Genomic DNA, 25,356 nt, shown 5'->3' on the forward strand with positions numbered 1-25,356 from the left:
ACCTAAACTTGCCGGACATGCGGTTCGCGCATGAATCCCAATCTAGAAGACCCCGAGACAACCGTTTCTTTTAGCCATCGACATGCAAACGAGCATCGACAAAGGCGCGTTTCCGCCATCGGAAACGACTGCCGCCGCTGCGCCCGCCGTGCAGCGCACCGTTTATTCCGTGCTGGGCGCGATCAGTTTTTCGCACCTGCTCAACGACATGATCCAGTCGCTGATCCTCGCCATCTATCCGATGTTCAAGAGCGAATTCGCGCTCACGTTCGGGCAGATCGGGCTGATCACGCTGACGTATCAGATCACCGCGTCGCTGCTCCAGCCGCTCGTCGGGCTATACACGGACAAACATCCGAAACCGTATTCGCTTCCCGTCGGCATGGGCTTCACGCTGTCGGGGCTGTTGCTGATGTCGGTTGCCGGCAGCTTCGGGACACTGCTGATCGCGGCGGCGCTCGTCGGCTGCGGATCGTCGGTGTTTCATCCGGAATCGTCGCGGGTGGCGCGCATGGCGTCGGGCGGCAAGCACGGTCTCGCGCAGTCGCTGTTTCAGGTGGGCGGCAACGCGGGCTCGTCGCTCGGGCCGCTGCTTGCCGCGCTGATCGTCATTCCCCACGGCCAGCGCAGTATCGCGTGGTTCTCGGCGGCGGCGCTCCTGGCGATGGTCGTGCTCGCGAACATCGGCCGCTGGTACAAGCGTCATCCCGCGACGAAGAAGGGCCGCGCGCAAAGCACGCAAGCCGCGCTTCCGCGCGACAAGGTCGTCATGGCGATGAGCGTGCTCGTGCTGCTCGTGTTCTCGAAGTACTTCTATCTCGCAAGCATCACGAGCTACTTCACGTTCTACCTGATCAGCAAGTTCGGCGTCTCCGTGCAGGCCGCGCAGATTCATCTGTTCGTGTTTCTCGCGGCGGTCGCGGCGGGCACGATCATCGGCGGGCCGGTGGGCGACAAGGTCGGGCGCAAGGCGGTCATCTGGATATCGATTCTCGGCGTCGCGCCGTTCACGCTGCTGATGCCCTACGTCAACCTGTTCTGGACAGGCGTGTTGTCGGTGGTCATCGGCCTCGTGCTGGCATCGGCGTTCTCGGCCATTCTGGTGTATGCGCAAGAGCTGATTCCCGGCAAGGTCGGCATGGTCGCGGGGCTGTTCTTCGGCTTCGCGTTCGGGATGGGCGGCGTCGGCGCGGCGGTGCTCGGGCATCTCGCGGATGTGACGAGCATCGACCATGTGTACAAGCTCTGCGCGTTCCTGCCATTGATCGGCGTGCTTACCGTGTTCCTGCCGAAGACGAAGGATGCGAAGGCTTGATGCGCTGATGCCGCGCTAACGCGTCCTCATGCGCAAACGCCCGGTCGTGGTTCGTGACCGGGCGTTTTGCTTTCTTAGTCGCAGGTTGCGATCAGTTGCCTGTATCCGCCGCCGGCGATCGATTCGGACGCGCGGCATCGCGAGACATGTCCCGACAGCTTTCGGGAAAGCAAGATGGTGTTCCCATACCCGCACGAGAGCCAGATTCCCTCGTCGTTCTCGGCCGCGACGAATCTCCATTCGAACGATTTCCGCCCGTTGTTCTTGCTGATCTCCGGCTTCAGGTCGCGCCGGTTCGCCGGCGGCCCGATGGTCACGAGCATGTCCTGAACCGGCAGCGTCGTGCGTCGCTGCTCGGGCTGCCAGCCATCGGGGGCATCGGTGACGACTGCGGGCTGCATGTCGATGCGCGCAGGGCATTCGATTTGCATCGCCATCGCGTAAAAAGACGCGAGCAGACACGCAAGGCCGACAAAGGCTCTGCACAGTCGATTCATCTTCGCCGTCATTCGATGATGGAAAAAGCGTCGGCATTGTTGCTCGGGTCCTCGTACCCGCCGCTTCTCCGCGTGCCTTTGGGACAGAGCTTGCGAGCCGATACGAGCGGCTTGTTACTGTCGTTTCCCCACTGGTCCATTACCCATATGCAGTCACCTTCGCGACGCAAAAAAAGCGCGGCGTGGTTCCCGTGAGCGTGGCTTCGATAGCGCCCACCAACGAAGGTAGCGATGGCCGTCCCGGGCAGAATGATCGCGGTATCGGGCACGCTCGTGCCTGCGCGCCAGCTCGCGGTGGCGGGCGCGTGTGCATCGTGCTCGACGAGGTCGACGCACTGGTGCGAACCGGCCATTTCGGCGCCTTCCAGATTGGCTGCGTCGTTGTAGCGGTATGACATGAAGACCTCCGGTAAAAAGGCCTCCGAATCATATGAGCGACGTCTTCGTGCGGTTCGCCGAAGCACGCGGAATTCGCGCGCTTCTTGCGGCAAATCAATGCCGGGAAGCCACTACTTCCCCTCCAGCGCCGACCTCACCTGCGCCAACGCCCCCGCGTCCTCGATCGTCGGGAGATCCCCCGGATCGCGACCTTCCGCCAGCGCCGCGATGGCGCGCCGCAGCAGCTTGCCCGAGCGCGTCTTCGGCAGCATCGATACGAAATGCACGCGCGCCGGCCGCGCGATCGCGCCGAGTTGCGTATCGACCGCATGACACAGCTCCGCTTCCATCCCCTCGCGCGCGCCGGGCGCATTGATGCGATCGGCGTCGCGCAGCACGACGAACGCCGTCGCGGCCTGGCCCTTCACCGGGTCGGCGACACCGACGACCGCCACTTCCGCCACCGCCGCATGCGCCGACAGCGCCTCCTCGATCTCGCGCGTGCCCAGGCGATGCCCCGCGACGTTGATCACATCGTCGGTGCGCCCGAGTATCGATACATAGCCGTCCTCGTCCCGCACGCCCCAGTCGAAGGTCGAATAGACCATCTGATTCGGCACGCTGCGCCAGTAGGTGTCGACGAAACGCCGGTCATCGCCCCACACCGTCTGCATGCAGCCGGGCGGCAGCGGATAGCCGAGCGTCACGACGCCCTTCTCGCCCGGCGCGCAGACGTCGCCTGTCTGCTCGTCGCGCAGCGTCAGCGCGAAACCCATCGACGGCACGCCCGGCGAACCCAGCTTCGACGGCAACGCCTCGATGCCGCGCGGAATCGCGAGCATCGGCCAGCCGGTCTCGGTCTGCCAGTAATTGTCGATGACGGGCTTCTTCAACGCGCTCTGAATCCACTGCGCGGTAGGCTCGTCGAGCGGCTCGCCCGCAAGAAACAGCGTGCGCAGGCTCGACAGATCGTATCGCTCCATCAGCGCCGGGTCCTGCTTCTTCAGCACGCGAAGCGCAGTCGGCGCGGTGAACATCAGGTTGATGCCATATTGCTCGACGAGCCGCCACCAGACGCCGCCATCGGGACGAACCGGCGTGCCCTCGTACATCACCGTGGTCAGTCCCGCGATCAGCGGCGCATAGATGATGTAGCTATGCCCCACGACCCAGCCGATGTCGGATGCGGTGAACATCGTGTCGCCCGCCGCGCCCTGAAAGATGTGCTCCATGGACGCTGCGAGCGCGACCGCATAACCGCCGACATCGCGCTGCACGCCCTTCGGCCTGCCCGTCGTGCCGGACGTGTAAAGCACGTACGACGGTTCGTTCGATTCGAGCCATTCGCACGGCACGTGCGCGTCGAAGAACTGCTCGCGCAGCGGCTCGTAGGCGACGAGATAGCTCGCCTGCAATCGCTCGGGCGCAAGCTGGCGGTCGATCAGCAGCACTTGCGTCACCTTGAATTCGGCGCGGGAAAGCGCTTCATCGACGAGCGGCGTGTAGTCGATGACCTTGCCCGCGCGCGCGCCCGCGTCGGCGGTGACGATGAGCGCGGGCTCTGCATCGTCGATGCGCGCCGCCAGGTTCGGCGCCGCGAAGCCGCCGAACACGACCGAATGGATCGCGCCGATGCGCGCGCACGCGAGCATCGCGAAAACGGCTTCGGGGATCATCGGCAGATAGATGAGCACGCGATCGCCCTTCTTCACCGACAGCGAGCGCATCACTGCGGCCATGCGGTTCACTTCGGCGTGAAGTTCGGCGAACGTGTAGCGCCGCTCGATGCCCGTTTCCGTCGATACATAGACCAGCGCGTCCTGTTGCGCGCGCGTCGCCAGATGGCGGTCGACCGCGTTGTGGCAGAGATTCGTCCGCCCGCCGATGAACCATCGCGCGAACGGCGGATTGCTCGCATCGAGCACGCTGTCGAACGGCGTCTGCCAGTGGATGCGGCGGGCCTCGTCGGCCCAGAAGGCTTCAGGCTCGTCGATCGACCGTCGATACGCTTCTCGGTAAGTCGGCATGCGCGTCCTCTGCAAAGCGGCGTTGGCTCCACAGAATAGAGCAGCGGGCGAACGCCTGCCTAGAGAGGGCGCGCCCTGATCGGTCCGACGGTTCTATGACGCGCGGCTTCGCGAGACACGCGCGGCCGCCTGCGTGGCGGCGTGTTTCAGCAGCACCGGCGCGAGCTCGTTCGCCACGCGCATGCTCGATACGACGACCGTGCGCACGCCGCTGCCATCGGTGAGCCGGCGCAGCGTTTCGCGCGTGCCGGCGCGCGCCTCGATGCGCGGTTCGATCACGACGAGGCCGCGGCAGTGCGCGCCGAGCGCCGCGCGATGCGTGCGCAGCCAGGCCGCGCGAAGCTGAAAATCATCGGGGCTTTCGTCGCCTGCGTGCTCCGCAACGACGACGAACGGCGTCGCGAGCGCCAGCAGGCGGCGCATCTGCGCGGCCCACGCGAATGCGAACCCCGGCTGGACCGCGCGGCGGCGCAGCCGGACGAGCGGGAAACGGCTGGCGTCGAAGAGTTGCGAGTCGAGCGCGAGCGGCGGATTCGTGAAAAGGTCGGCGTTCACAGCGGTTTCGGGCTCCAGTGATTCAGGGCGGCGATGAGGCTCGGCCAGCGCGAACGCCGCGGCACGACGCGCTTTTTCCGCAACGCGCGCGGCGGCCGGCGATCGGCCTGCTTTCCGGCATCGAGCGCGGGCGCAGCGGACCAGGCGCGGCGCGTCGTTTCGAGCACCTTCGCGGCGTTCACGGCGACGGCGCAGCGCTCGAGTGCGTCGTGCGCGCCGCTGGTGGAATGGTTCGTCATGTCGGGCGTCCTCCGAATGCATCACGATCGATTGTATTGAGAATCATTCTCAATAACAAGCGCGATCGTGTATTTCGAGAGGAGGTGCGACGAGAAGGCGCGGCGGGTTCAGCCGCGCGCTTGCAGAAAGCGTCCGAGAACGCCCGACGAATACGTCCCGGCGATGGCCGCCAGAAACTCCGCGAACGAAAGCGGCGCGGCGGCATCGGCGGTGTCGGAGATGGTCCGCACGACCGCGCACGGCACGCCGTGCTCGTAGCAGACCTGCGCGAGCGCCGCGCCTTCCATTTCGACGGCGAGCGCATCCGGCAGCGCGTCGCGCAATGCGGATACTTCGTCATGGCTCGCGATGAAGCGGTCTCCGCTCACCACCAGCCCGCGATGCACTTGCGGCGCCGTCACCGCGAAGCGTTCGGCGAGCGCGGCGCTTTCAGCTTCGACGAACGCGCGTGCCGCAGCCGCCAGCGCATCGGCCAACGCGCCGTCCGAATCGAAACGCGCCCGGTCCAGCAACGGCACCTCGTAGCGCGGAAAAAACGGCGAGGCGTCGAGATCGTGCTGCAGCAACGCATCGGCGATGACGATATCGCCCACCCGCACATCGCGATGCACGCCGCCCGCGACGCCGGTGAAGACGATCGCATCGGCTTCGAACACGTGGATCAGCGCGCTCGCCGTCGCCGCCGCCGCGACCTTGCCGATGCGCGCGAGCGTCACCACGACGCCGACGCCATGCGCCTCGCCGACGTGATATTCGCGCTGCCCGAGCGTGACGGTCCGCACGTCGCCGGCCGCGCGCATCCGGGCGATCAGATCGCCCAGTTCCTGCGGCAGCGCCGCCATGATGCCGAGCCGCTTCATTCGACCGCCTGCAGCTTTGCGACCGCGAGCGCGAGCCATTTCTCGCCGTGGCGCTTGAAGCGCACTTGCGCGCGCGCATCGCCGCCCGAGCCTTCGAGCGCGGTCACGGTGCCTTCGCCGAACTTCGTGTGGAAGACGGCCTGCCCGACCTTGAAGCCCGTATCGGCGGCACGCTGCTCATTGGCGAACGACGGCAACGCCGCGCTCGCCGCCGATGAAGCACCGCGCTCCTGCCCCGGCCGCGCGAACCAGTCGCGGCCCCAGCCGGCGTTGTCCGACCGCCCGCCCCAGCGCGCGCCCGGCTCGACCTTCGGCGTGAGCCATTTGAGCGAGCCTTCCGGCAATTCATCGAAAAAGCGCGAGCGGATGTTGTAGCGCGTCTGTCCGTGCAGCATCCGGCTTTGCGCGAACGACAGATAGAGCCGCTCCTTCGCCCGCGTGATGGCCACATACGCGAGCCGCCGCTCCTCTTCGAGCCCGTCGGATTCCTGCGCGCTGTTCTCGTGCGGGAACAGCCCTTCTTCCAGCCCGGTGATGAACACCGCCGTGAATTCGAGGCCCTTCGCCGCATGGACGGTCATCAGTTGCACGGCGTCCTGCCCGGCCTGCGCCTGGTTGTCGCCGGCTTCGAGCGATGCATGCGACAGGAAGCCCGCGAGCGGCGTCATCGTGTCGGGATTCTGTGCGGGATCGGCGATGCCGGGCGCATCGAGCACTTCGATTTCGCCGTCCTCGCTCACCCCGGCGATTTCCGGCGCGGCCGTCGCGCCGGGACGCAGCGGGATGGACCGTGCGGGCGTATCGAGGCCGTAGCCCTCTTCGCTCACGAACGCCGCCGCCGCGTTCACCAGTTCCTGCAAGTTTTCCAGCCGGTCCTGCCCTTCGCGCTCCGTTTCATAGAACGCGGCGAGGCCGCTTGCGCGCACGACGTATTCGACCGTTTCCGGCAGGCTCATCTGCTGCGTCTCGGCGCGCATTTTCGCGATCATCGTCGCGAACGCGCCGAGGCTGGATCCCGCCTTGCCGGTCACATACGGCACGGCCGCCGCCATCGAGCAGTTATAGAGACGCGCTGCGTCCGCGAGTTGTTCGATGGAACGCGCACCGATGCCGCGCGTCGGGAAATTGACGACGCGCGCGAACGCGGTGTCGTCGTTCGGGTTGTCGATCAGGCGCAGATACGCGAGCGCGTGCTTCACTTCCTGGCGCTCGAAGAATCGCAGCCCGCCATACACGCGATACGCGATCCCCGCGTTCACGAGCGTATGTTCGATGGTCCGCGACTGCGCGTTGCTCCGATACAGCACCGCGATCTCGCCGCGCGCCAGCCCGGTATTGATGAGCGCCTTGATTTCCTCGACGATCCAGCCCGCTTCCTGAGAATCCGTCGCGGCCTCGTAGACGCGCACCGGCTCGCCGTGGCCCGCATCGGTACGCAGGTTCTTGCCGAGCCGCCGCGCGTTGTTCGCGATCAGATAGTTGGCGGTATCGAGAATATGACCGTGAGAGCGATAGTTCTGCTCGAGCTTGATGAGGTTACGCACGCGGAACTCGCGCTCGAAGTCGTGCATGTTGCCGACGTTCGCGCCGCGAAACGCGTAGATGGACTGATCGTCGTCGCCGACGGCGAAGATGGCGTTGTGCTCGCCCGCGAGCAGCTTGAGCCACGCGTACTGCAGCTTGTTGGTGTCCTGGAACTCGTCGACCAGGATGTTGCGAAAGCGCGCCTGATAATGCGCGCGCAACGGCGGATTGTGCGCGAGCAGTTCATGACAGCGCAGCAGCAACTCCGGAAAATCGACGACGCCTTCGCGCTGGCACTGCTGATCGTACGCTTCGTACAGCTCCACGAACTTGCGATTGAAGTTGTCGGTGGCGTCAACGTCCTTCGGGCGCAGGCCCTGCTCTTTCGCGTTGTTGATGAAGTACTGCAGATTCTTCGCCGGGTACTTTTCATCGTCAACATTCAGCCCCTTCATGAGCCGCTTGATCGCGGAAAGCTGGTCGGCGGTGTCGAGAATCTGGAACGTCTGCGGCAGGCCCGCGTCGCGGTAGTGCGCGCGCAACATGCGGTTGCACAGGCCGTGGAAGGTGCCGATCCACATCCCGCGCGTGTCGATGGGAAGAAGCGCGGACAGACGCGACATCATTTCGCGCGCGGCCTTGTTCGTGAACGTGACCGCGAGGATGGTCGGCGGCGACGCATAGCCCTGCTGGATCAGCCAGGCGATGCGCGTGATGAGCACGCGCGTCTTGCCGCTCCCCGCGCCCGCGAGAATCAGCGCAGGCTCGTTGGGCAGCGTCACGGCGGCGAGCTGTTCGGGGTTGAGGTTGGCGAGTAAGTCGGGCATGGAGAAATCGGGACGCACGTAAGGCGGAAGGCGGGCCGCTCATTATAAGACCGCGCCGATGGCGGCGTTCGGGCCTATGCCGTCCGGCTGAGGGCGACAATCATCCGGCGGAACCCGGCGGAACCTTATAATTGGGGATTCCACGCACTTTTTCACGCATTTTTCGGCAGATTTCACGATGAGCGACAACACGCTTGCGAAGAGCTTCGAGCCTCAAAACATCGAGTCCCAGTGGGGCCCCGAATGGGAAAAGCGCGGCTTGTCCGCGCCCACGTTCAAGGAAGGCGCGAAAAATTTCTCCATTCAACTGCCGCCGCCGAACGTCACCGGCACGCTGCACATGGGGCACGCGTTCAACCAGACCATCATGGATGGCCTCACGCGCTATCACCGCATGCTCGGCGAGAACACGCTGTGGGTGCCGGGCACGGACCACGCGGGCATCGCGACGCAGATCGTCGTCGAACGTCAGCTCGATGCGCAAGGCGTCTCGCGTCACGACCTCGGCCGGGAAGACTTCCTGAAACGCGTGTGGGCGTGGAAGCAGCAATCCGGCTCGACCATTACGAATCAGGTGCGCAGGCTCGGCGCGTCGATCGACTGGTCGCGCGAATACTTCACGATGGACGACAAGATGTCCGCCGCCGTGCGCGATGTCTTCGTCACGCTGTACAAGCAGGGGCTGATCTATCGCGGCAAGCGTCTCGTGAACTGGGACCCGGTGCTCGGCACCGCCGTGTCGGATCTCGAAGTCGTCAGTGAAGAAGAGAACGGCAGCCTGTGGCACATCAGGTATCCGCTGCCGGATGGCTCGGGCCACATGACGGTTGCGACCACGCGCCCCGAGACGATGCTCGGCGACGTCGCGCTGATGGTGCATCCGGAAGACGAGCGTTATCGGCATCTGATCGGCAAGACGGCCGTGCTGCCGCTGTGCGACCGCGAGATTCCCATCATCGCCGATGATTACGTCAACCGCGAGTTCGGCACGGGCGTCGTGAAAGTCACCCCCGCGCACGATTTCAACGATTACGCCGTCGGCCAGCGCCACAAGCTGCCGCAGATCGAAATTCTCACGCTCGACGCGAAGATCAACGACAACGCGCCCGAGAAATATCGCGGCCTGGACCGTTTCGATGCGCGCAAGCAGGTCGTCGCCGATCTCGAAGCGCTCGGCCTGCTCGACTCCGTCAAGCCGCACAAGCTGATGGTGCCGCGCGGCGACCGCACGGGCGTCGTGATCGAGCCGATGCTGACGGACCAGTGGTTCGTCGCGATGATGAAGCCCGCCCCCGAGGGCACGTTCAATCCGGGCAAGTCGATCACGGAAACCTCGCTCGATGTCGTGCGCAGCGGCCAGATCAGGTTCGTGCCGGAAAACTGGACCACGACCTACTATCAGTGGCTGGAGAACATTCAGGACTGGTGCATCTCGCGTCAGTTGTGGTGGGGCCATCAGATTCCCGCATGGTACGGCGAGAACGGCGAAATTTTCGTCGCGAAGAGCGAGGAAGAAGCCCGCGCCGAAGCCGATGCGCAAGGCTACACCGGCCCGCTCAAGCGCGACGACGACGTGCTCGACACGTGGTTCTCGTCGGCGCTCGTGCCGTTCTCGTCGCTCGGCTGGCCGAACGAAACGCCGGAGCTGAAGGCGTTCCTGCCTTCGTCGGTGCTCGTGACGGGTTTCGACATCATCTTCTTCTGGGTCGCCCGGATGGTGATGATGACCACGCACTTCACCGGCAAGGTGCCGTTCGATACCGTCTACGTGCACGGCCTCGTGCGCGACGCCGAAGGCCAGAAGATGTCGAAGAGCAAGGGCAACACGCTCGATCCGATCGACATCGTCGATGGCATCGATCTCGAAGCGCTCGTCGCCAAGCGCACCGTCGGCCTCATGAATCCGAAGCAGGCCGCGCAGATCGAGAAAAAGACGCGCAAGGAGTTTCCCGAGGGCATCCCGTCGTTCGGCACCGATGCGCTGCGCTTCACGATGGCGTCGATGGCCACGCTCGGCCGCAACGTCAATTTCGATCTCGCGCGCTGCGAGGGCTACCGCAACTTCTGCAACAAGCTCTGGAACGCCACGCGTTTCGTGCTGATGAATTGCGAGGGCCACGATTGCGGTTTCTCGAAACCGGGCGCGTGCCAGCCGGGCGATTGCGGCCCCGGCGGTTATACGGACTTCTCGCAGGCGGATCGCTGGATCGTCTCGCTTCTCCAGCGCGTGGAAGCGGACGTCGAGAAAGGCTTCGCGGACTATCGTTTCGACAACGTCGCGAGCGCGATCTACAAGTTCGTGTGGGACGAGTACTGCGACTGGTATCTCGAACTCGCGAAGGTGCAGATCCAGAACGGCACGCCCGAGCAGCAGCGCGCCACGCGCCGCACGCTGCTGCGCGTGCTGGAAACGGTGCTGCGCCTCGCGCATCCGGTGATCCCGTTCATCACCGAAGCGCTCTGGCAGAAGGTCGCTCCGCTGACGGACGCCTACCCCGCGGGTGCGAAGGAAGGCGAAGCGTCGATCATGACGCAGCCGTATCCGCGTGCGGAAGCGAAGAAAATCGATGAATCGTCGGAACAGTGGGCCGCCGAACTGAAGGCGGTGATCGATGCATGTCGTAATCTGCGTGGCGAAATGAATCTCTCGCCCGCGGTGAAAGTGCCGTTGCTCGCGCACGGCGACGCGGCGCGTCTTTCGACGTTCGCGCCTTATGTTGCGGCGCTCGCGCGTCTTTCGGAAGTGAAGATCATCGACGACGAAGCCGCTCTCGACAAAGAGGCGCATGGCGCACCGGTAGCGATCATCGGCGCGCATAAACTGGTGCTGAAAGTCGAGATCGATGTCGCCGCCGAACGCGAGCGCCTCTCGAAGGAAGTCAACCGGTTGAACGGCGAAATCGCAAAATGTAACGCCAAGCTCGGTAACGAAAGTTTTGTTTCAAAAGCGCCGGCCGCTGTCGTTGATCAGGAGCGCAAAAGGCTGGCAGAATATGAGACCACTATCGAGAAGCTTCAGGCGCAATTATTGCGACTGCCCGCTTGAACCGGGAGTTTTATACCGACTTCCCTTCGGCTCACTGGCTCGATGTTCCAGATGATTTCAGACGATTAAAGGATCAGGGTTATCACATGCTAAAAGTTACCAAAGCAGTTTTCCCGGTTGCGGGTCTCGGTACGCGGTTTCTGCCCGCGACCAAGGCCAGCCCGAAGGAAATGCTGCCGGTCGTGGACAAGCCGCTGATTCAATACGCGGTGGAAGAAGCCATGGCCGCCGGCATCACCGAAATGATCTTCGTGACGGGCCGCAGCAAGCGCGCCATCGAAGATCACTTCGACAAGTCCTATGAGATCGAAGCCGAGCTCGAGGCACGCGGCAAGGAGAAGCTGCTCGAACTCGTGCGCAGCATCAAGCCGAGCCATGTCGATTGCTTCTACGTGCGTCAGGCCGAAGCCCTGGGTCTCGGTCATGCGGTGCTGTGCGCCGAAAAGCTCGTCGGCGACAACCCGTTCGCCGTGATCCTCGCGGACGACTTGCTGTACGGCAAGCCGCCTGTGCTCACGCAGATGATCGAAGTGTTCGACCACTATCACAGCTCGGTCATCGGCGTGGAAGAGATTCCGCCTCAGGACACGAAGTCGTACGGCATCATCGACGGGAAGGAATGGGAAGACAACATCGTGAAGCTGTCGGGCATCGTCGAGAAGCCGGAGCCTGCGGTTGCGCCGTCGAACCTCGGCGTGGTCGGCCGTTACGTGCTGAAGCCGCGCGTTTTCGATCACATTCGCGCGCTGAAGCCGGGCGCGGGCGGCGAGTTGCAACTGACGGACGCGATCCAGTCGCTGCTGTCGGATGAGCAAGTGCTGGCGTACAAGTATCACGGCACGCGCTTCGATTGCGGCAGCAAGCTCGGCTATCTGAAGGCGACGGTGGAATTCGCGCTGCGCCATCCGGAAGTGTCGAAGGACTTCGAAGAGTATCTGCGCACGCGTTCGCCGATTCTCGAAGGCTAAGCCCCTTCGTCGGCTCGATAAAAAAATGCCCGTCACGCACGTGACGGGCATTTTGTTTTATGAGCACCGAATTCAGCGGCGGCGCATGAGAAAGATGAATGTCTTGTCCTGCGACGACGTTTCCACGATTTCGTTGCCTGTCTGTCTGGCGAAGGCCGCGAAATCGCGTTGCGATCCCGGGTCGGTGGCCAGTACTTTCAGAATCTGGCCGCTCGTCATGTCGGCGAGCGCCTTTTTGGCGCGCAGAATCGGCAACGGGCAGTTGAGCCCGCGCGCGTCAACTTCCTTGTGAACTTCCATCGCGATTGAACCTTCCGTGTGCCTGCGTTGAGCGCTGTAAGAGATCGATTTTAACGCAGCGCTCACAAATCCACCGCACGCCCCGATTCATACGCGGCCGTAACGCTCATGCCGAAAGACATCCTTAATGGGAGTTTACTTGTTCCGGGCCGGCGCGGAATTCGGTAGATTGCGAACCCGTTCTTTTTCCTTCCCGTGCTGTTCGATGCACGCGCCGTCCGTATAAAATTTTGTACAACGACCGACGCGAAAGAAATCCGCTGGGTCGGCTCTTCGTACGAGGACATCCTCGAATTCCCGTCTGCTGCGCGACGAGAAGCGGGCTTCCAGCTTGGCCGGCTACAAGTCGGACTGGATCCTGAAGACTGGAAACCATTCGACGACGTCGGCCCCGGCGTGCGCGAAATCCGCATCAGGGATATCAACGGCATCTATCGAGTGATGTACGTGGCGAAGTTCGAGGAAGCGGTCTTCGTGCTGCATTGTTTCCAGAAGAAGACACAAGCGACGTCGAGACAAGACAAAGAGGTTGCAGCGATTCGGTATCGCGCAATCGTTCGGGAAAGGAAGGCACGATCATGAGCAAAGCCGACACCGAGGTCCGGCACGTGACAAAGGCCGGAGCGAATCTGTTCGCCGAACTCGGCTTCACACCCGACGAAGCGCGCTGGTATCAAGCCGAGTCACAGGCGCTCATCGATCAGACGGTCGTACTCAAGGAGCAGCTCATGAACGAGCTTGCTTCGTGGATCGAAGCGCATGAGTTGAGACAGTCGGATGCCGCCGCGACCCTGCACGTCACACGTCCTCGCGTATCCGATGTCGTCAACAAGAAGACGAGCAAGTTCACGATCGATACACTCGTGGCGATGCTCGCCCGCATCGGCAAGCCGGTCACGATGGTCGTCGGCTGAACGCCGGCGTGTGCGAGCTCACAAATCCACCGCACGCCCCGATTCATACGCGGCCCGCATCGCCAGCCCGATGCGCGTCGCTTCGCGCGCATCCTCGAGCGTCAGCCCGGTCGGCTTGCCATCGGCGAGCAAGCTAACGAACGCCTGCGCCTCGCGCAGAAACGCATCCTCGAAACGCTCGAAAAACGTCGGCGTGCAGGCATTGCGCACGCCGTATTCATCCGCGATCTCCACGCGATTCAGGCGCGGATTGCGCCCTATCGACAACGCCCCCGCCGTGCCGATCACCTCCGTTTGCGTATCGTGCCCATGCGCCATCGTGCGGGAAGCGTAGAACACGGCGAGCCGGCCATCGTCGAATTCGACGACGCCCACGCCGTTATCGATATCGCCGCACTCACGCAAGCCCTCGTGAATCGCGATGGTCCCGCTCGCAAAGACGCGCTTCGCTCGCGGATTACCCAGCAGCCAGCGCGCGAGATCGATGTCATGCACGCTGCAGTCCAGAAACAGCCCGCCCGATGTCGGCGCAAAGCGCACGAAGAAGCCATCGGGGTCGTTCCTGTCGCAAGTTTGCGAGCGCACCATGAAAGGCCGGCCAATCGCGCCCTTCGCGATGCTGTCGAACGCATCGCGATAGCTCGCATCGAAACGGCGCACGAAGCCGATCATCACATGCGAATGCCCATGCCGCCCATGCGCCTCGATCACGCGATCACACTCCGCGAGATCGAGCGACAGCGGCTTCTCGCAGAACACGTGCTTGCCCGCCGCCAGCGCAGCGATGATCTGCGTCGCGTGCAGCGCTGTCGGCGTGACGAGCCACACCGCATCGACCGATGCATCGGCGAGCAGCGCTTCGTAATCGGCGTGAAGCACCGCCTCGGGGAAGCGCGCCTGCGCCCATTCCCGCTCTTCCGGCGCCGGACTGCACGCCGCAACGAGCCGCGCGCCCGGCACATGCCATGCGAGGTTTTCCGCATGACGCCGACCGAGCCGCCCAAGTCCGACGATGCCCACGCGCACCGTGTTCATGCCGCGCTCTCGCCAAGATGAACCACGCGCTTCTCGCGCCACGAAAGCGTCGCGGCTTCGGCAAGCTCGAGCGCCTTCACGCCGTCGGCGACGGTCGTGCGGACCGGCTTGCCGTGCACGACCGCATCGAAGAAATGCGCGTTTTCCAGCGCATACGCCGCGCGGTACCGCTCGAGAAAGAACGCTTCCGGCACGTCGCTCGATACGGCCGTCTTCGAGTACGCGGTGACTTCGGTCGGCCGCACGTTGCCCGCCTGCAGCATGCCCGCGCTGCCGAGGAGTTCGAAGCGCTGATCGTAGCCATATGCCGCGCGCCGCGCCGTGTTGATCTGACACAGCCGACCGCGCTTCGTACGGATGGTGACGGCGGTCGAATCGATATCGCCCGCATCGGCGATGGCCGGATCGGACAGCACGCTCCCCGTCGCATGCAGCGTCTCGGCTTCGTCGTCGAGCATCCAGCGAAAGATGTCGAAGTCGTGAATCAGCATGTCCTTGAAGATGCCGCCCGAATGACGGATGTAGTCAACAGGCGGCGCGCCCGGATCGCGGCTCGTCACGATCAGCATCTCGGGATCGCCGATCTCGCCTGCATCGACACGCGCCTTCAACGCGGAGAATGTCGGATCGAAACGGCGCTGAAAGCCGATCATGCAGACGACGCCTGCGCGATCCACCGCATCCGCACACGCGCGCGCCCGCTCCACCGTCAGATCGACGGGCTTCTCGCAGAACACATGCTTCTTCTGCGCCGCCGACGCGACAATTAGTTGGGCATGCGTATCAGTACTGGAGCAGACGACCGTCGCGCCGATGGACGCGTCGCCCATCGCGCCATCGACATCGGCGACCTGTGCGCCATATTGCGCCGCGAGCGCGGCGGCCGCGTCGCGGTTCACATCGACGACATACCTGAGCCGCACGCCCGGCTGCCGCGCCAGATTCGCCGCATGAATCTTGCCGATGCGCCCCGCCCCAAACACCGCCACGTCAATCGTCATAGCCGCTTGTCTCCCTGGATTCTTCGACGTTCAATTCCAGCCGGTACGCGAGCGCGATGAAAAGCGCCTGGCACAGGCAGATGGTGCTCGTGAGCGAGCGGAACGCAAACGCGCTGCCCTCCTTCACGAGCAGACTGGCGCTCGCATGACGCGCGAGCGGCGAAAGCTGACTGTCGGTGATGACGAGCGTCTTCGCGCCGTGATGCTGCGCCGCGCGCACGCAATACTGCGTCTCCTTGCCGTAGGGCGCGAAGCTGATCGCGATCACGACATCGCCCTTTTTCACGCTGCGAATCTGTTCGTGGATCATCCCGCCGATGCCCGACACCAGATGCACGCGCTTCTTCGTATGCCCGAGCGCATAGACGATATAGCTCGCCACCGCGAACGAGCGGCGCACGCCGACGACGTAGATGTTCTCCGCCTGCTGCAGCATTTCGACAGCGGCTTCGAACTGCGCATCGTCGAGCCCGGCTTCCAGTTCGACGAGACCCGCACGGCTCGCCGCGATGAATTCGCGCGCCACCGAAACGCCCGACGCCTCGCCCGCCTTTTCGTCGATCAGCTTGCGAATGCGCTGCTGATAGCTCTGCGAGGCGTTGCCGCCCGCATACGCCTGGCGGAACACCGCCTGCAGGTCCGAGAAGCCGGAGAAGCCGAAGCGCTGCGCGAAGCGCACCACCGCCGACGGATGCACGCCGCAGGAAGCGGCGATATCGCTCGTGCGGTCCATCATCACGCTCGGTCGATGCTGCTCGATATACGTCGCCACGCTCTTCAACTGACGCGGCAGCGAATCGTAAGCATCGGTGATGCGTTGCATCAGTTCGTCAACGCCGGCCACGTCGGTGCTGGTTTCGTCCTGCATGAAAGACTCGCTTCATCGGCGCTCGAAGTGAGCCCCAGTGGAAGCGATTATAGGAAGGCGGCACGCAAATTGGAATGCATTTTCTATCTGTCGCACCGATGAAATACCTATTGCAGCCCGCCGAAAACTGACCTAATCTCGCTCGTGAGCACGATGCATCGTTTCATCGACTCATCGACGCAGGCTCGCATCGGCTCAGGACGATCACACCGAACAACAACCGAGATAGGTGGAGACAATGACCCTTTGCAACGGTCGGGCCGCGCTGCGCGCGCTGGCGGCTGCTGCTGCGTTATGCAGCGCCGCGTTGTTGACGACGTCCCCCGCGCATGCCGCGCCGGACGCCAGGTTCGTGCTCATCAGCCACGCGCCGGACTCCGACTCGTGGTGGAACACCATCAAGAATTCGATCAGGCAGGCCGACGAAGACTTCAACGTGCAGACCGACTATCGCAATCCGCCGAACGGGGATATCGCGGACATGGCGCGTCTGATCGAGCAGGCGGCCGCGCGCAATTACGACGGCGTGATCACCACCATCGCAGACTTCGACGTGCTGAAGAGCGCGATCAACAAGGTCACCGCGAAAAAGATTCCGCTCGTGACGATCAACTCCGGCACCGAGGAGCAGAGTGCGCAGCTCAACGCGATCATGCATATCGGCCAGCCGGAATACGTCGCGGGCAAGGCAGCCGGCGAGAAAGCGAAGGCGGCGGGCATCAAGTCGTTTCTGTGCGTGAATCATCTCGCGACCAACACCGTGTCCTTCGATCGATGCCGCGGTTTCGCCGATGCCATCGGCGCGGACTACAAGGCCGCCACGCTCGATTCCGGTCAGGACCCGACGGAAATTCAATCGAAGGTATCCGCGTATCTGCGCAATCATCCGGACACGCAGGCGGTGCTCACGCTGGGACCGACGCCCGCGTCCGCGACGCTCAAGGCCGTCGCGCAAATGGGCCTGCAAAACAAGCTCTATTTCGTGACTTTCGATTTCTCCGACGACATCGCGAAGGCGATCAAGGACGGCACCATCAAGTTCGCGATCGATCAGCAGCCGTATCTGCAGGGCTATATCCCGGTAGCGGTGCTTGCCATCGTCAAGAAGGAGCACACCACCGATCCCGCGAAGATCCGCCAGCTCCTCGAAGCGAACCCGAAGTTCAGGGCGCGCCTCGAAACCTATGGCCTTCAGCCTTCTTATGGGCCGAAAAACATTCGCTCGGGACCGGGTTTCATCACCAGGGAAAACCTCGACAAGGTCGTGAAGTACGCCGGGCAATATCGCTGATGCGCGGCTGACCTCTTCGGGCGGCATCGGGTCGAACACGCGACGCCGCCCGCGTCTCTCCATCCGTCACGAGGCACGCAGCAGCACCGAAACGCATCGCATCACATTGCATCGTCGTACTAAGGAGCCATCATGGGCGTAGCCGGCAAGCACTATCCTCCCCACGCGAACCCTCAGCAGGACAACGCCGACGCCGCAACGGACCGGGACAAGCCGTCGGACGAGCGCGTGCGCCAGCAGTCGTGGTTCGGGCACTTGCTGAACCGCCCGGAATTCGCCGCGATTTCCGGCACCGTGCTCGTGTTTCTCGTGTTCGGCTTCGGTGCGGGATCGTCGGGCATGTTCAATCTCGACGGGGTGATGAACTGGTCGCAAGTCGCCGCGTATCTCGGCTTGCTCGCGGTCGGCGCGTGCCTGCTGATGATCGCGGGCGAGTTCGACTTGTCGATCGGCTCGATGATCGGCTTCGCCGGCATGATGGTCGCGCTGCCCTCGGTCTACTTTCATTGGCCGATATCGCTGTCGATCCTCTTCGCGTTCATCGCTTCGATGCTGCTCGGCGCATTGAACGGCTATCTCGTGATGCGCACGCGCCTGCCGTCGTTCATCGTCACGCTCGCGTTTCTCTTCATTCTGCGCGGCCTCACGCTCGCGCTCTCGATCATGTTCGCGGATCGCACGATCATCTCGGGCGTCGGCGATCTCGCACAAAAGGACTGGCTCGCCAACACGCTGTTTCACGGCGTCGCGCTGCATGGCTTCTTCACGTGGCTCGCACATATGGGCGTCGGCACCCTGCTCGATAGCGGCGAACCGCTGGTGCCCGGCATGCCGAAAGTCATCCTGTGGTGGCTCGCACTCGCGGCCATCGGCGCATTCGTGCTCGCCAAGACGCGCTACGGCAACTGGATTCTCGCTGTCGGCGGCGATGCCAACGCTGCCAAGAACGTCGGCGTGCCGGTCAAGCGCGTGAAGATATCGCTGTTCGTGCTGACTGCGTTCTGCTCGTGCCTCTTCGCGGTGCTGCAAGTGTGCGATATCGGATCGGCGGCGGCGGATCGCGGCCTGCAGAAAGAGTTCGAAGCGATCATTGCGGCGGTGATCGGCGGCACGCTGCTGACCGGAGGTTACGGCTCGGTGGTCGGCGCATGTTTCGGTGCACTTATCTTCGGCGTGGTGCAGATCGGCATCACTTATACGAACGTGAGTTCCGACTGGTTCCGCGTGTTCCTCGGCGTGATGCTGCTCATTGCCGTGCTCTTCAATCACTATGTACGCCGCCGCGTGTCACAGGCTCAATGAAGCCGCTCAATGAGGACGACCGCCATGAACGACGACAACATCCTCGCGCTGGAGAACGTCAGCAAGTTCTTCGGCAAGGTAATCGCACTGAACGGCGTGACGCTGCGCTTGCGGCGCGGCGAAGTGCACTGCCTGCTCGGCGATAACGGCGCGGGCAAGTCCACCCTCATCAAGACGCTGGCCGGCGTGCATGCGCCCTCTTCCGGCGAATATCTCGTCGATGGCAAGCCGGTGCGTTTCGAATCGCCGAAAGAAGCACTCGATCTCGGCATCGCGACCGTGTATCAGGACCTCGCGCTGGTGCCGCTGCTTTCCGTTGCGCGCAATTTCTTCATGGGCCGTGAACCGCAGAAGAAGCGCTTCGGCCTCTTCAGCGTGATGGACCTCGATCTGGCCGCCGAAACGTCGCGCGCGAAGCTCGCCGAAATGGGCATCAACGTGCGCGACCCGCATCAGCCCATCGGCACGATGTCCGGCGGCGAGAAGCAGTGTCTCGCGATTGCACGCGCGATTCACTTCGGCGCGCGCGTCCTGATTCTCGACGAACCGACTGCCGCGCTCGGCGTAAAGCAGAGTTTCAACGTGCTGAAGCTCATCCATAAGGCACGCGAGAAAGGCATCTCCGTGATCTTCATCACGCACAACGTGCACCACGCCTATCCGATCGGCGATTCGTTCACGCTGCTCAACCGCGGGCGCTCGATGGGCACGTTCACCAAGGACACCATCACGAAGAACGAAGTGCTCGACATGATGGCCGGCGGCGCCGAGATGCAGAAGATGATCAGCGAACTCGAAGGCGCGACGATATGAGGACACGAGCCATGTCAGCAGAATCTCCATCACGCTTTGCGGCGAACCGCACGCGCGACATCGTGTGTCTCGGGCGTCTCGCCGTCGATTTATACGCGCAGCAAGTCGGCGCGCGGCTCGAAGACGTGTCGTCGTTTGCGAAGTATCTCGGCGGCTCGTCGGCGAACATCGCCTTCGGCTGCGCGCGGCTCGGGCTGCGATCGTCGATGCTCGCGCGCGTCGGCAACGATCACATGGGGCGCTTTCTCACCGAGACGCTGCAGCGCGAAGGCTGCGATGTGAGCCACGTTCGCATCGACAAGGACAGGCTTACCGCGCTCGTGCTGCTCGGCATCGAGGACCGCAACACCTTTCCGCTCGTCTTCTACCGGGAGAATTGCGCGGACATGGCTGTCGATGAAAGCGACTTCGACGAAGCGTATATCGCGTCATCGAAGGCCTTGCTCATCACCGGCACGCACTTCTCGACGGAGCAGGTGAATCGCACGAGCCTGCGCGCGCTGGACCATGCGCGGCGCAACGATGTCCGCACCGTGCTCGACATCGATTACCGGCCGGTGCTGTGGGGCCTGACCGGCAAGGCCGACGGCGAAACGCGCTTCGTGGCGAATGAAGGCGTGACCGCGCATCTGCAGCGCATCTTGCCGCGCTTCGATCTCGTGATCGGCACCGAAGAAGAGTTCCGCATCGCGGGCGGCAAGGATCGATTGATCGATGCGCTCGCGATGGTTCGCGCGGTAACGAACGCAACGCTCGTGGTGAAGCGCGGACCGCTCGGCTGCTCGATCATCGAAGGCGCGACGCCCGCATCCATCGACGATGCGCCGGTTCACGGCGGCGTCGAAGTGGAAGTGCTGAACGTGCTCGGCGCAGGCGATGCTTTCGCATCCGGCTTCCTTTCCGGATGGCTGCGCGATGCGCCGCTCGAAGCCTGCGCGCGCGCGGCGAATGCATGCGGCGCGCTCGTCGTCTCGCGGCACGGCTGCGCGCCCGCGATGCCCACGCCCGCCGAACTCGATTACTTCCTCGCTGCTGCTAACCAAGACCCCTTGCGCATGCGTCGTCCCGACAAGGATGCGACGCTCGCGCGGCTGCATCGCGTGAGTCCGGCGCGCAAGCAGTGGGACGAAGTGCTCGGCTTCGCGTTCGATCATCGCAATCAGTTTTTCGAGCTTGCGCAACAGGCGGGAGCAGACGAAGCGCGCATTGCAAGGCTCAAGGGCCTGTTCGTCGATGCCGTCGCGCAGACCGAAAGCGAACTCCGACTTGCCGGGCGCATCGGCGTGCTGATCGATGACCGCTATGGACAGGACGCGCTCAACGCCGCGACGGGACGCGGCTGGTGGATCGGCCGGCCTGTCGAACTGCCGGGCTCGATGCCGCTCGTGTTCGATCACGGACGATCGGTCGGCACGACGCTGATCGAATGGCCGCGCGAGCATGTCGTGAAGTGCCTCGTTCACTATCATCCCGATCATCCCCATGACGTGCGGCTCGAACAGGAAGCGCAATTGCGCGCGCTCTACGATGCGGTGCAGGCAAGCGGCCACGAACTGCTGCTCGAAGTGATCGCGCCGAAAAACGGTCCGCCGGTCGAAGACGATACGGTGTATCGCGCGTTGAAGCGTCTGTATAACCTCGGCATCTACCCCGAGTGGTGGAAGCTCGAGCCGATGAGCGCGACGCAATGGCAGGCCATCGATGCGTTGCTTGCCGAACGCGACCCGTATTGCCGCGGGGTCGTGCTGCTCGGCTTGTCGGCGGGTGTCGATCAGTTGCGCGAGGGGTTCAAGGCGGCGGCATCGTCGAGAACGTGCAAGGGGTTCACCGTCGGCCGCACTATCTTTCATGAACCGAGCCAGGCATGGCTTGCGGGCGATATCGACGATACCCAACTCATCGCACGCGTGCGCCGCACGTTCGAAACCTTGATCGCCGCGTGGCGCGACGCGCGGGCATCGTCGCAAACGTCCATCGAAGGAACTCAGGAGCAAGCCGCATGAACGTCGTCAGACTGACCGTTGCGCAAGCCCTCGTGCGCTACCTCGCCGCGTTGCGCACGGAGACCGGCGAACCGCTTTTCGGCGGCGTGTTCGCGATCTTCGGGCACGGCAATGTCGCGGGCATGGGCGAGGCCTTGTACAAGCATCGCGAGGCGTTGCCGACGTATCGCGCGCACAATGAACAGGCGATGGCGCACAGCGCGATTGCCTATGCGAAGGCGCATATGCGGCGCCGCATGATGGCGGTGACAACATCCATCGGGCCGGGCGCGACCAACCTCGTCACAGCGGCGGCGCTCGCGCACGTGAACCGGCTGCCGGTTCTTCTATTGCCGGGCGATATCTTCGTCTCGCGCGCGCCCGATCCCGTCCTGCAGCAACTGGAAGATAGTCAGGATGGCGGATCATCGGCGAACGATGCGCTGAAAGCGGTCTCGCGGTATTTCGATCGCATCGTGCATCCCGCGCAATTGCTGAGCGCGCTGCCTCGTGCAATCCGCGTGCTGACCGATGCCGCGCTATGCGGCCCTGTCACGCTTGCGCTGCCGCAAGACGTTCAGGCGATGGCCTACGACTACCCCGCTTCCTTCTTCGAGCCGCGCGCGGTGTATTTCCATGCGCCCGCTGCCGCGCCGCGCGAGATCGAACGCGCCGCCGCGATGCTGCGCGAATCGCGCGAGCCGTTGATCGTATCGGGCGGCGGCGTGCTCTACGGCCTTGGCGGCGAAGCGCTGCGTGACTTCGCGCACCGGCACGGCGTACCTGTGGCGGAGACGCAGGCCGGCAAAGGGGCGCTCGCGTGGGACGATGCGTTGAACGTGGGCGGCATCGGCGTGACGGGCTCATCGGCGGCGAACGATCTTGCGCATGCGAGCGATTGCGTGCTCGCCGTCGGCACGCGCCTGCAGGACTTCACGACCGGATCGAATACGCTTTTCACGCAGGCGCGGCTCGTCGCGATCAATGCGAATCCGTTCGATGCGCTCAAGCAGAACGCCACCGCAATCGAAGCCGATGCGCGCATTGCGCTCGAAGCGTTGTCGCAAGCACTCGGGGACTGGCGCGCATCGCCGCAATGGACGACGCGAGCGCATCGCGCGGCGAACGACTGGCGCGAGACCGTCGCGCATGTGACGAACATGACCGTGCCGGATGGACGATTGCCGCGCGAAGCGGATGTCATCGGCGCGGTGCAGCGTTCGCACGACGCATCGGCTGCGGAAGATATCGTCGTGTGCGCCGCGGGCACGCTCCCCGCCGACTTGCAGAAGCTGTGGCGCACCGGCACGCCGGGCGGCTATCACGTCGAATACGGCTATTCGTGCATGGGCTATGAAATCGCGGGCGGCGTCGGCGTGAAGCTCGCGCGGCCCGAGCGCGAGGTCATCGTCATGGTCGGCGACGGCAGCTATCTGATGATGAACAGCGAGCTTGCCACGTCGGTGATGCTGGGTGCGAAGCTGATCGTCGTGCTGCTCGACAATCGCGGCTATGGCTGCATCAATCGCTTGCAACAGGCGTGCGGCGGCGCGCCGTTCAACAATCTGCTCGACGATTGCAAGCACGGTTCGTTAGGGATACCGAGTATCGACTTCGCGATGCACGCGCGTTCGATGGGCGCGCTTGCCGAGCACGTGGCGAACATCGACGAATTGCAGGCCGCGATGAAACGCGCGCGCGCGGCAGATCGCAGCTATCTGATTTCGATCGACACCGATCCCGCGCGCAGTACCGAAGAAGGCGGCTGGTGGTGGGAAGTCGCGGTGCCGGAAGTATCGGATCGCGATGCGGTCAAGTCCGCGCGGGCCGAATACGAACGCGCGATTCACGCGCGCCACGGCAACGACTACTAGACAAGGACGAACGCCATGCCCCTGCAAGTCCGCATCGGAATCAATCCGTTGTCGTGGATGAACGACGACCTGCCTTCGCTCGGCGGCGAAACGCCCCTGTCCGTCGCGCTGACCGAAGGACGCGAGATCGGCTATGAAGGCTTCGAGCTCGGCAACAAGTTTCCGCGCGAGCCGCAGGCGCTGAAGGCGTTGCTCGCGCAATACGATTTAGCCCTTGTTTCAGGGTGGTTTTCGGGCCGGCTCGCGCAACGCAGCGCGGAGGAAGAGATCGAAGCCGTCGGTCCGCATCTGGACCTGCTCGCGCAGAACGGCGCGACCGTCATGGTCTATGGCGAAGTCGCGGATTCGATCCAGGGCGCGCCGCGTCCGCTGTATCAACGGCCGCGCTTCTTCTCCGACGCCCAGTGGTCGCAATACGCCGAACGCCTCGACCGCTTCGCCGAATACACGCTGTCAAAGGGCGTGCGCGTCGCCTATCATCATCACATGGGTGCGTATGTCGAAACGCCTGCGGACGTGGATCGCCTGATGGCCTCGACGACCGATGCCGTCGGCCTGCTTTTCGATGCGGGACACATCACGTTCGCCGGCGGCGATGCCGTCGCGATGCTGGAAAAGCATATTGCGCGTGTGTGCCATGTTCATTGCAAGGACGTGCGCCCCGAGATCGTGAAGCTGGCGCGCAATCGCAACTGGAGCTTTCTCGATGCCGTCATCAACGGCGCATTCACGGTGCCGGGCGATGGCGCGGTGGATTATGCGGGCATCGTCGCATGTCTTGCGAAGCATGGTTATCGCGGCTGGCTCGTGGTCGAAGCCGAACAGGACCCCGTCATCGCGCGGAGCCGTATGTATGCCGAGAAGGGATACCGCACGCTGCGCGCGCTCGTTGAACGCAACGCATCCGCACAACTCGAAGGAGGCCGTATGAGCCTGCTAGTGAAAGCATCGCGTGAAGGACAGACCATCACGCGCGTCACGCCGGATTCCGCAGGCTGGAAGCATGTGGGCTTCGCGGCGTATCGTCTCGATGCGGGCGATGTCGTGCATGTCTACGACGCGGAACGCGAGAGCTGCATCGTCGTATTGACGGGCACGGTGAGCGTCGAAGCGGGCGACGAGCATTGGGCATCGATCGGCTCGCGTGACAGCGTGTTCGAGGATGCGGCGCCGTACGCGGTGTATGTGCCGCCGAAGCTCGCCGCCATTGTGCGGGCCGATCGCGAATCGGAGATCGGCGTGGCGAGCGCGCCGGCCAAGGGCATCTATCCGCCGCGTCTCATCGCGCCTTCGCAGATGAAGCGCTCGACGCGCGGCAAGCACGCGAATACGCGATACGTCTGCGATATTCTTCCGCAGACGGAAGCCGCCGAGTCGCTGCTCGTCGTGGAAGTGAGGACGCCGGGCGGTCATGCATCGAGCTATCCGCCGCACAAGCACGATCAGGACAACGTGCCGGCCGAGAGCGCGCTCGAAGAGACGTATTACCATCGGCTGGACCCGCCGCAAGGCTTCGCGTTCCAGCGCGTTTATACCGATGAACGCGACCTCGATGAAACGATGGCCGTCGAGGACCGCGACGTGGTGATGGTGCCGCGCGGCTATCATCCGGTCGTCGTGCCTTATGGCTACGACAATTACTATCTGAACGTGATGGCGGGAGAGAAGCGCACGTGGCACTTCAGGAACGATCCGAAGCATGAGTGGATCGTGGAGAGGGATAGCAAGGGGTGAACTCC

At 63.6% G+C, this 25,356-nt stretch carries 22 protein-coding genes and 1 pseudogene; 12 read left to right on the forward strand and 11 right to left on the reverse strand.

Annotation, left to right across the window (positions count from 1 at the left end; all coding sequences use genetic code 11):
- Nucleotides 1-82 precede the first annotated feature (82 nt).
- Nucleotides 83-1,315, forward strand: a complete 1,233-nt coding sequence (locus P9255_RS14280; RefSeq protein WP_309789889.1) for an MFS transporter — start codon at nucleotides 83-85, stop codon at nucleotides 1,313-1,315.
- A gap of 74 nt (nucleotides 1,316-1,389) precedes the next feature.
- Here P9255_RS14280 and P9255_RS14285 read toward each other — a convergent pair whose 3' ends face one another.
- From P9255_RS14285 to P9255_RS14315, 7 genes are all read right to left on the reverse strand, one after another.
- The gene (locus tag P9255_RS14285; RefSeq protein WP_309789890.1) at nucleotides 1,390-1,824 is read right to left on the reverse strand and encodes an STY0301 family protein; all 435 of its coding nucleotides are present in this window, start codon (nucleotides 1,822-1,824) and stop codon (nucleotides 1,390-1,392) included.
- On the reverse strand, nucleotides 1,821-2,210 hold the full coding sequence (locus P9255_RS14290) for a BPSL0067 family protein (protein ID WP_309789891.1): 390 nt from the start codon (nucleotides 2,208-2,210) through the stop codon (nucleotides 1,821-1,823). The genes P9255_RS14285 and P9255_RS14290 overlap by 4 nt, the downstream gene beginning before the upstream one ends.
- Nucleotides 2,211-2,321: 111 nt before the next feature.
- Nucleotides 2,322-4,217 carry a propionate--CoA ligase gene (locus P9255_RS14295; RefSeq protein ID WP_309789892.1) on the reverse strand — a complete coding sequence of 632 codons (1,896 nt, stop codon included), beginning with the start codon at nucleotides 4,215-4,217 and terminating at the stop codon, nucleotides 2,322-2,324.
- A gap of 93 nt (nucleotides 4,218-4,310) precedes the next feature.
- Nucleotides 4,311-4,772, reverse strand: coding sequence for a hypothetical protein (locus P9255_RS14300; RefSeq protein ID WP_309789893.1), 462 nt, complete (start codon nucleotides 4,770-4,772; stop codon nucleotides 4,311-4,313).
- Nucleotides 4,769-5,011 (reverse strand): hypothetical protein, encoded by a 243-nt coding sequence (locus P9255_RS14305; RefSeq protein WP_309789894.1) that lies wholly within the window; start codon nucleotides 5,009-5,011, stop codon nucleotides 4,769-4,771. The genes P9255_RS14300 and P9255_RS14305 overlap by 4 nt, the downstream gene beginning before the upstream one ends.
- A gap of 108 nt (nucleotides 5,012-5,119) precedes the next feature.
- Nucleotides 5,120-5,872 carry a 5'-methylthioadenosine/adenosylhomocysteine nucleosidase gene (locus P9255_RS14310; RefSeq protein WP_309789895.1) on the reverse strand — a complete coding sequence of 251 codons (753 nt, stop codon included), beginning with the start codon at nucleotides 5,870-5,872 and terminating at the stop codon, nucleotides 5,120-5,122.
- Nucleotides 5,869-8,223 carry a UvrD-helicase domain-containing protein gene (locus P9255_RS14315; RefSeq protein WP_309789896.1) on the reverse strand — a complete coding sequence of 785 codons (2,355 nt, stop codon included), beginning with the start codon at nucleotides 8,221-8,223 and terminating at the stop codon, nucleotides 5,869-5,871. Before P9255_RS14315 ends, P9255_RS14310 begins: the two co-directional genes overlap by 4 nt.
- Before the next feature lie 178 nt (nucleotides 8,224-8,401).
- Between P9255_RS14315 and P9255_RS14320 the strand changes: the two genes are divergently transcribed.
- Complete coding sequence (locus P9255_RS14320; protein ID WP_309789897.1) at nucleotides 8,402-11,269, forward strand: valine--tRNA ligase; 2,868 nt, start codon at nucleotides 8,402-8,404, stop codon at nucleotides 11,267-11,269.
- A gap of 86 nt (nucleotides 11,270-11,355) precedes the next feature.
- Nucleotides 11,356-12,237, forward strand: a complete 882-nt coding sequence (gene galU, locus P9255_RS14325) for a UTP--glucose-1-phosphate uridylyltransferase GalU (protein ID WP_309764478.1) — start codon at nucleotides 11,356-11,358, stop codon at nucleotides 12,235-12,237.
- A 72-nt stretch (nucleotides 12,238-12,309) separates the two neighbouring features.
- Here the strand turns inward: galU and P9255_RS14330 are convergent, their stop codons facing one another.
- Nucleotides 12,310-12,537, reverse strand: coding sequence for a sulfurtransferase TusA family protein (locus tag P9255_RS14330; protein WP_309764477.1), 228 nt, complete (start codon nucleotides 12,535-12,537; stop codon nucleotides 12,310-12,312).
- A 195-nt stretch (nucleotides 12,538-12,732) separates the two neighbouring features.
- On the opposite strand from P9255_RS14330, the gene P9255_RS14335 reads away from it, so the two are divergent.
- Together P9255_RS14335 and P9255_RS14340 are read left to right on the forward strand one after the other, a co-directional pair.
- Nucleotides 12,733-13,119 carry a type II toxin-antitoxin system RelE/ParE family toxin gene (locus tag P9255_RS14335; RefSeq protein ID WP_309789898.1) on the forward strand — a complete coding sequence of 129 codons (387 nt, stop codon included), beginning with the start codon at nucleotides 12,733-12,735 and terminating at the stop codon, nucleotides 13,117-13,119.
- The gene (locus P9255_RS14340) at nucleotides 13,116-13,451 is read left to right on the forward strand and encodes an XRE family transcriptional regulator (RefSeq protein ID WP_309789899.1); all 336 of its coding nucleotides are present in this window, start codon (nucleotides 13,116-13,118) and stop codon (nucleotides 13,449-13,451) included. The genes P9255_RS14335 and P9255_RS14340 overlap by 4 nt, the downstream gene beginning before the upstream one ends.
- 18 nt (nucleotides 13,452-13,469) lie before the next feature.
- Here the strand turns inward: P9255_RS14340 and P9255_RS14345 are convergent, their stop codons facing one another.
- The 3 genes from P9255_RS14345 to P9255_RS14355 are packed head-to-tail and all read right to left on the reverse strand — an operon-like array spanning nucleotide 13,470 to nucleotide 16,355.
- A complete protein-coding gene (locus P9255_RS14345; protein WP_309789900.1) occupies nucleotides 13,470-14,486 on the reverse strand; it encodes a Gfo/Idh/MocA family oxidoreductase in 1,017 nt (338 codons plus the stop codon).
- Nucleotides 14,483-15,487 carry an inositol 2-dehydrogenase gene (gene iolG / locus P9255_RS14350; protein WP_309789901.1) on the reverse strand — a complete coding sequence of 335 codons (1,005 nt, stop codon included), beginning with the start codon at nucleotides 15,485-15,487 and terminating at the stop codon, nucleotides 14,483-14,485. The genes P9255_RS14345 and iolG overlap by 4 nt, the downstream gene beginning before the upstream one ends.
- The gene (locus P9255_RS14355; protein WP_309789902.1) at nucleotides 15,477-16,355 is read right to left on the reverse strand and encodes a MurR/RpiR family transcriptional regulator; all 879 of its coding nucleotides are present in this window, start codon (nucleotides 16,353-16,355) and stop codon (nucleotides 15,477-15,479) included. The genes iolG and P9255_RS14355 overlap by 11 nt, the downstream gene beginning before the upstream one ends.
- Nucleotides 16,356-16,593: 238 nt before the next feature.
- Between P9255_RS14355 and P9255_RS14360 the strand changes: the two genes are divergently transcribed.
- The 7 genes and pseudogenes from P9255_RS14360 (at nucleotide 16,594) to iolB (ending at nucleotide 25,351) form a co-directional block, all read left to right on the forward strand.
- Nucleotides 16,594-17,646, forward strand: coding sequence for a sugar ABC transporter substrate-binding protein (locus P9255_RS14360; RefSeq protein WP_309764472.1), 1,053 nt, complete (start codon nucleotides 16,594-16,596; stop codon nucleotides 17,644-17,646).
- 132 nt (nucleotides 17,647-17,778) lie between these two features.
- Nucleotides 17,779-18,948: an ABC transporter permease gene (locus P9255_RS14365; protein ID WP_309789903.1), complete on the forward strand. Its 1,170-nt coding sequence runs from the start codon at nucleotides 17,779-17,781 to the stop codon at nucleotides 18,946-18,948.
- Nucleotides 18,949-18,972: 24 nt separating this feature from the next.
- A complete protein-coding gene (locus P9255_RS14370) occupies nucleotides 18,973-19,761 on the forward strand; it encodes an ATP-binding cassette domain-containing protein (protein WP_404980335.1) in 789 nt (262 codons plus the stop codon).
- 11 nt (nucleotides 19,762-19,772) lie between these two features.
- Nucleotides 19,773-21,764, forward strand: a complete 1,992-nt coding sequence (gene iolC, locus P9255_RS14375) for a 5-dehydro-2-deoxygluconokinase (protein ID WP_309789904.1) — start codon at nucleotides 19,773-19,775, stop codon at nucleotides 21,762-21,764.
- Nucleotides 21,761-23,617 (forward strand): 3D-(3,5/4)-trihydroxycyclohexane-1,2-dione acylhydrolase (decyclizing), encoded by a 1,857-nt coding sequence (gene iolD / locus P9255_RS14380; RefSeq protein WP_309789905.1) that lies wholly within the window; start codon nucleotides 21,761-21,763, stop codon nucleotides 23,615-23,617. Before iolC ends, iolD begins: the two co-directional genes overlap by 4 nt.
- A gap of 15 nt (nucleotides 23,618-23,632) precedes the next feature.
- Nucleotides 23,633-24,511: pseudogene (gene iolE / locus P9255_RS14385) on the forward strand (myo-inosose-2 dehydratase); the annotation flags it as partial.
- 33 nt (nucleotides 24,512-24,544) lie between these two features.
- Nucleotides 24,545-25,351: a 5-deoxy-glucuronate isomerase gene (gene iolB / locus P9255_RS14390; RefSeq protein ID WP_309764465.1), complete on the forward strand. Its 807-nt coding sequence runs from the start codon at nucleotides 24,545-24,547 to the stop codon at nucleotides 25,349-25,351.
- Nucleotides 25,352-25,356 lie beyond the last annotated feature (5 nt).

This window comes from Caballeronia sp. LZ019 (assembly GCF_031450825.1).
Taxonomy (GTDB): Bacteria; Pseudomonadota; Gammaproteobacteria; order Burkholderiales; family Burkholderiaceae; genus Caballeronia.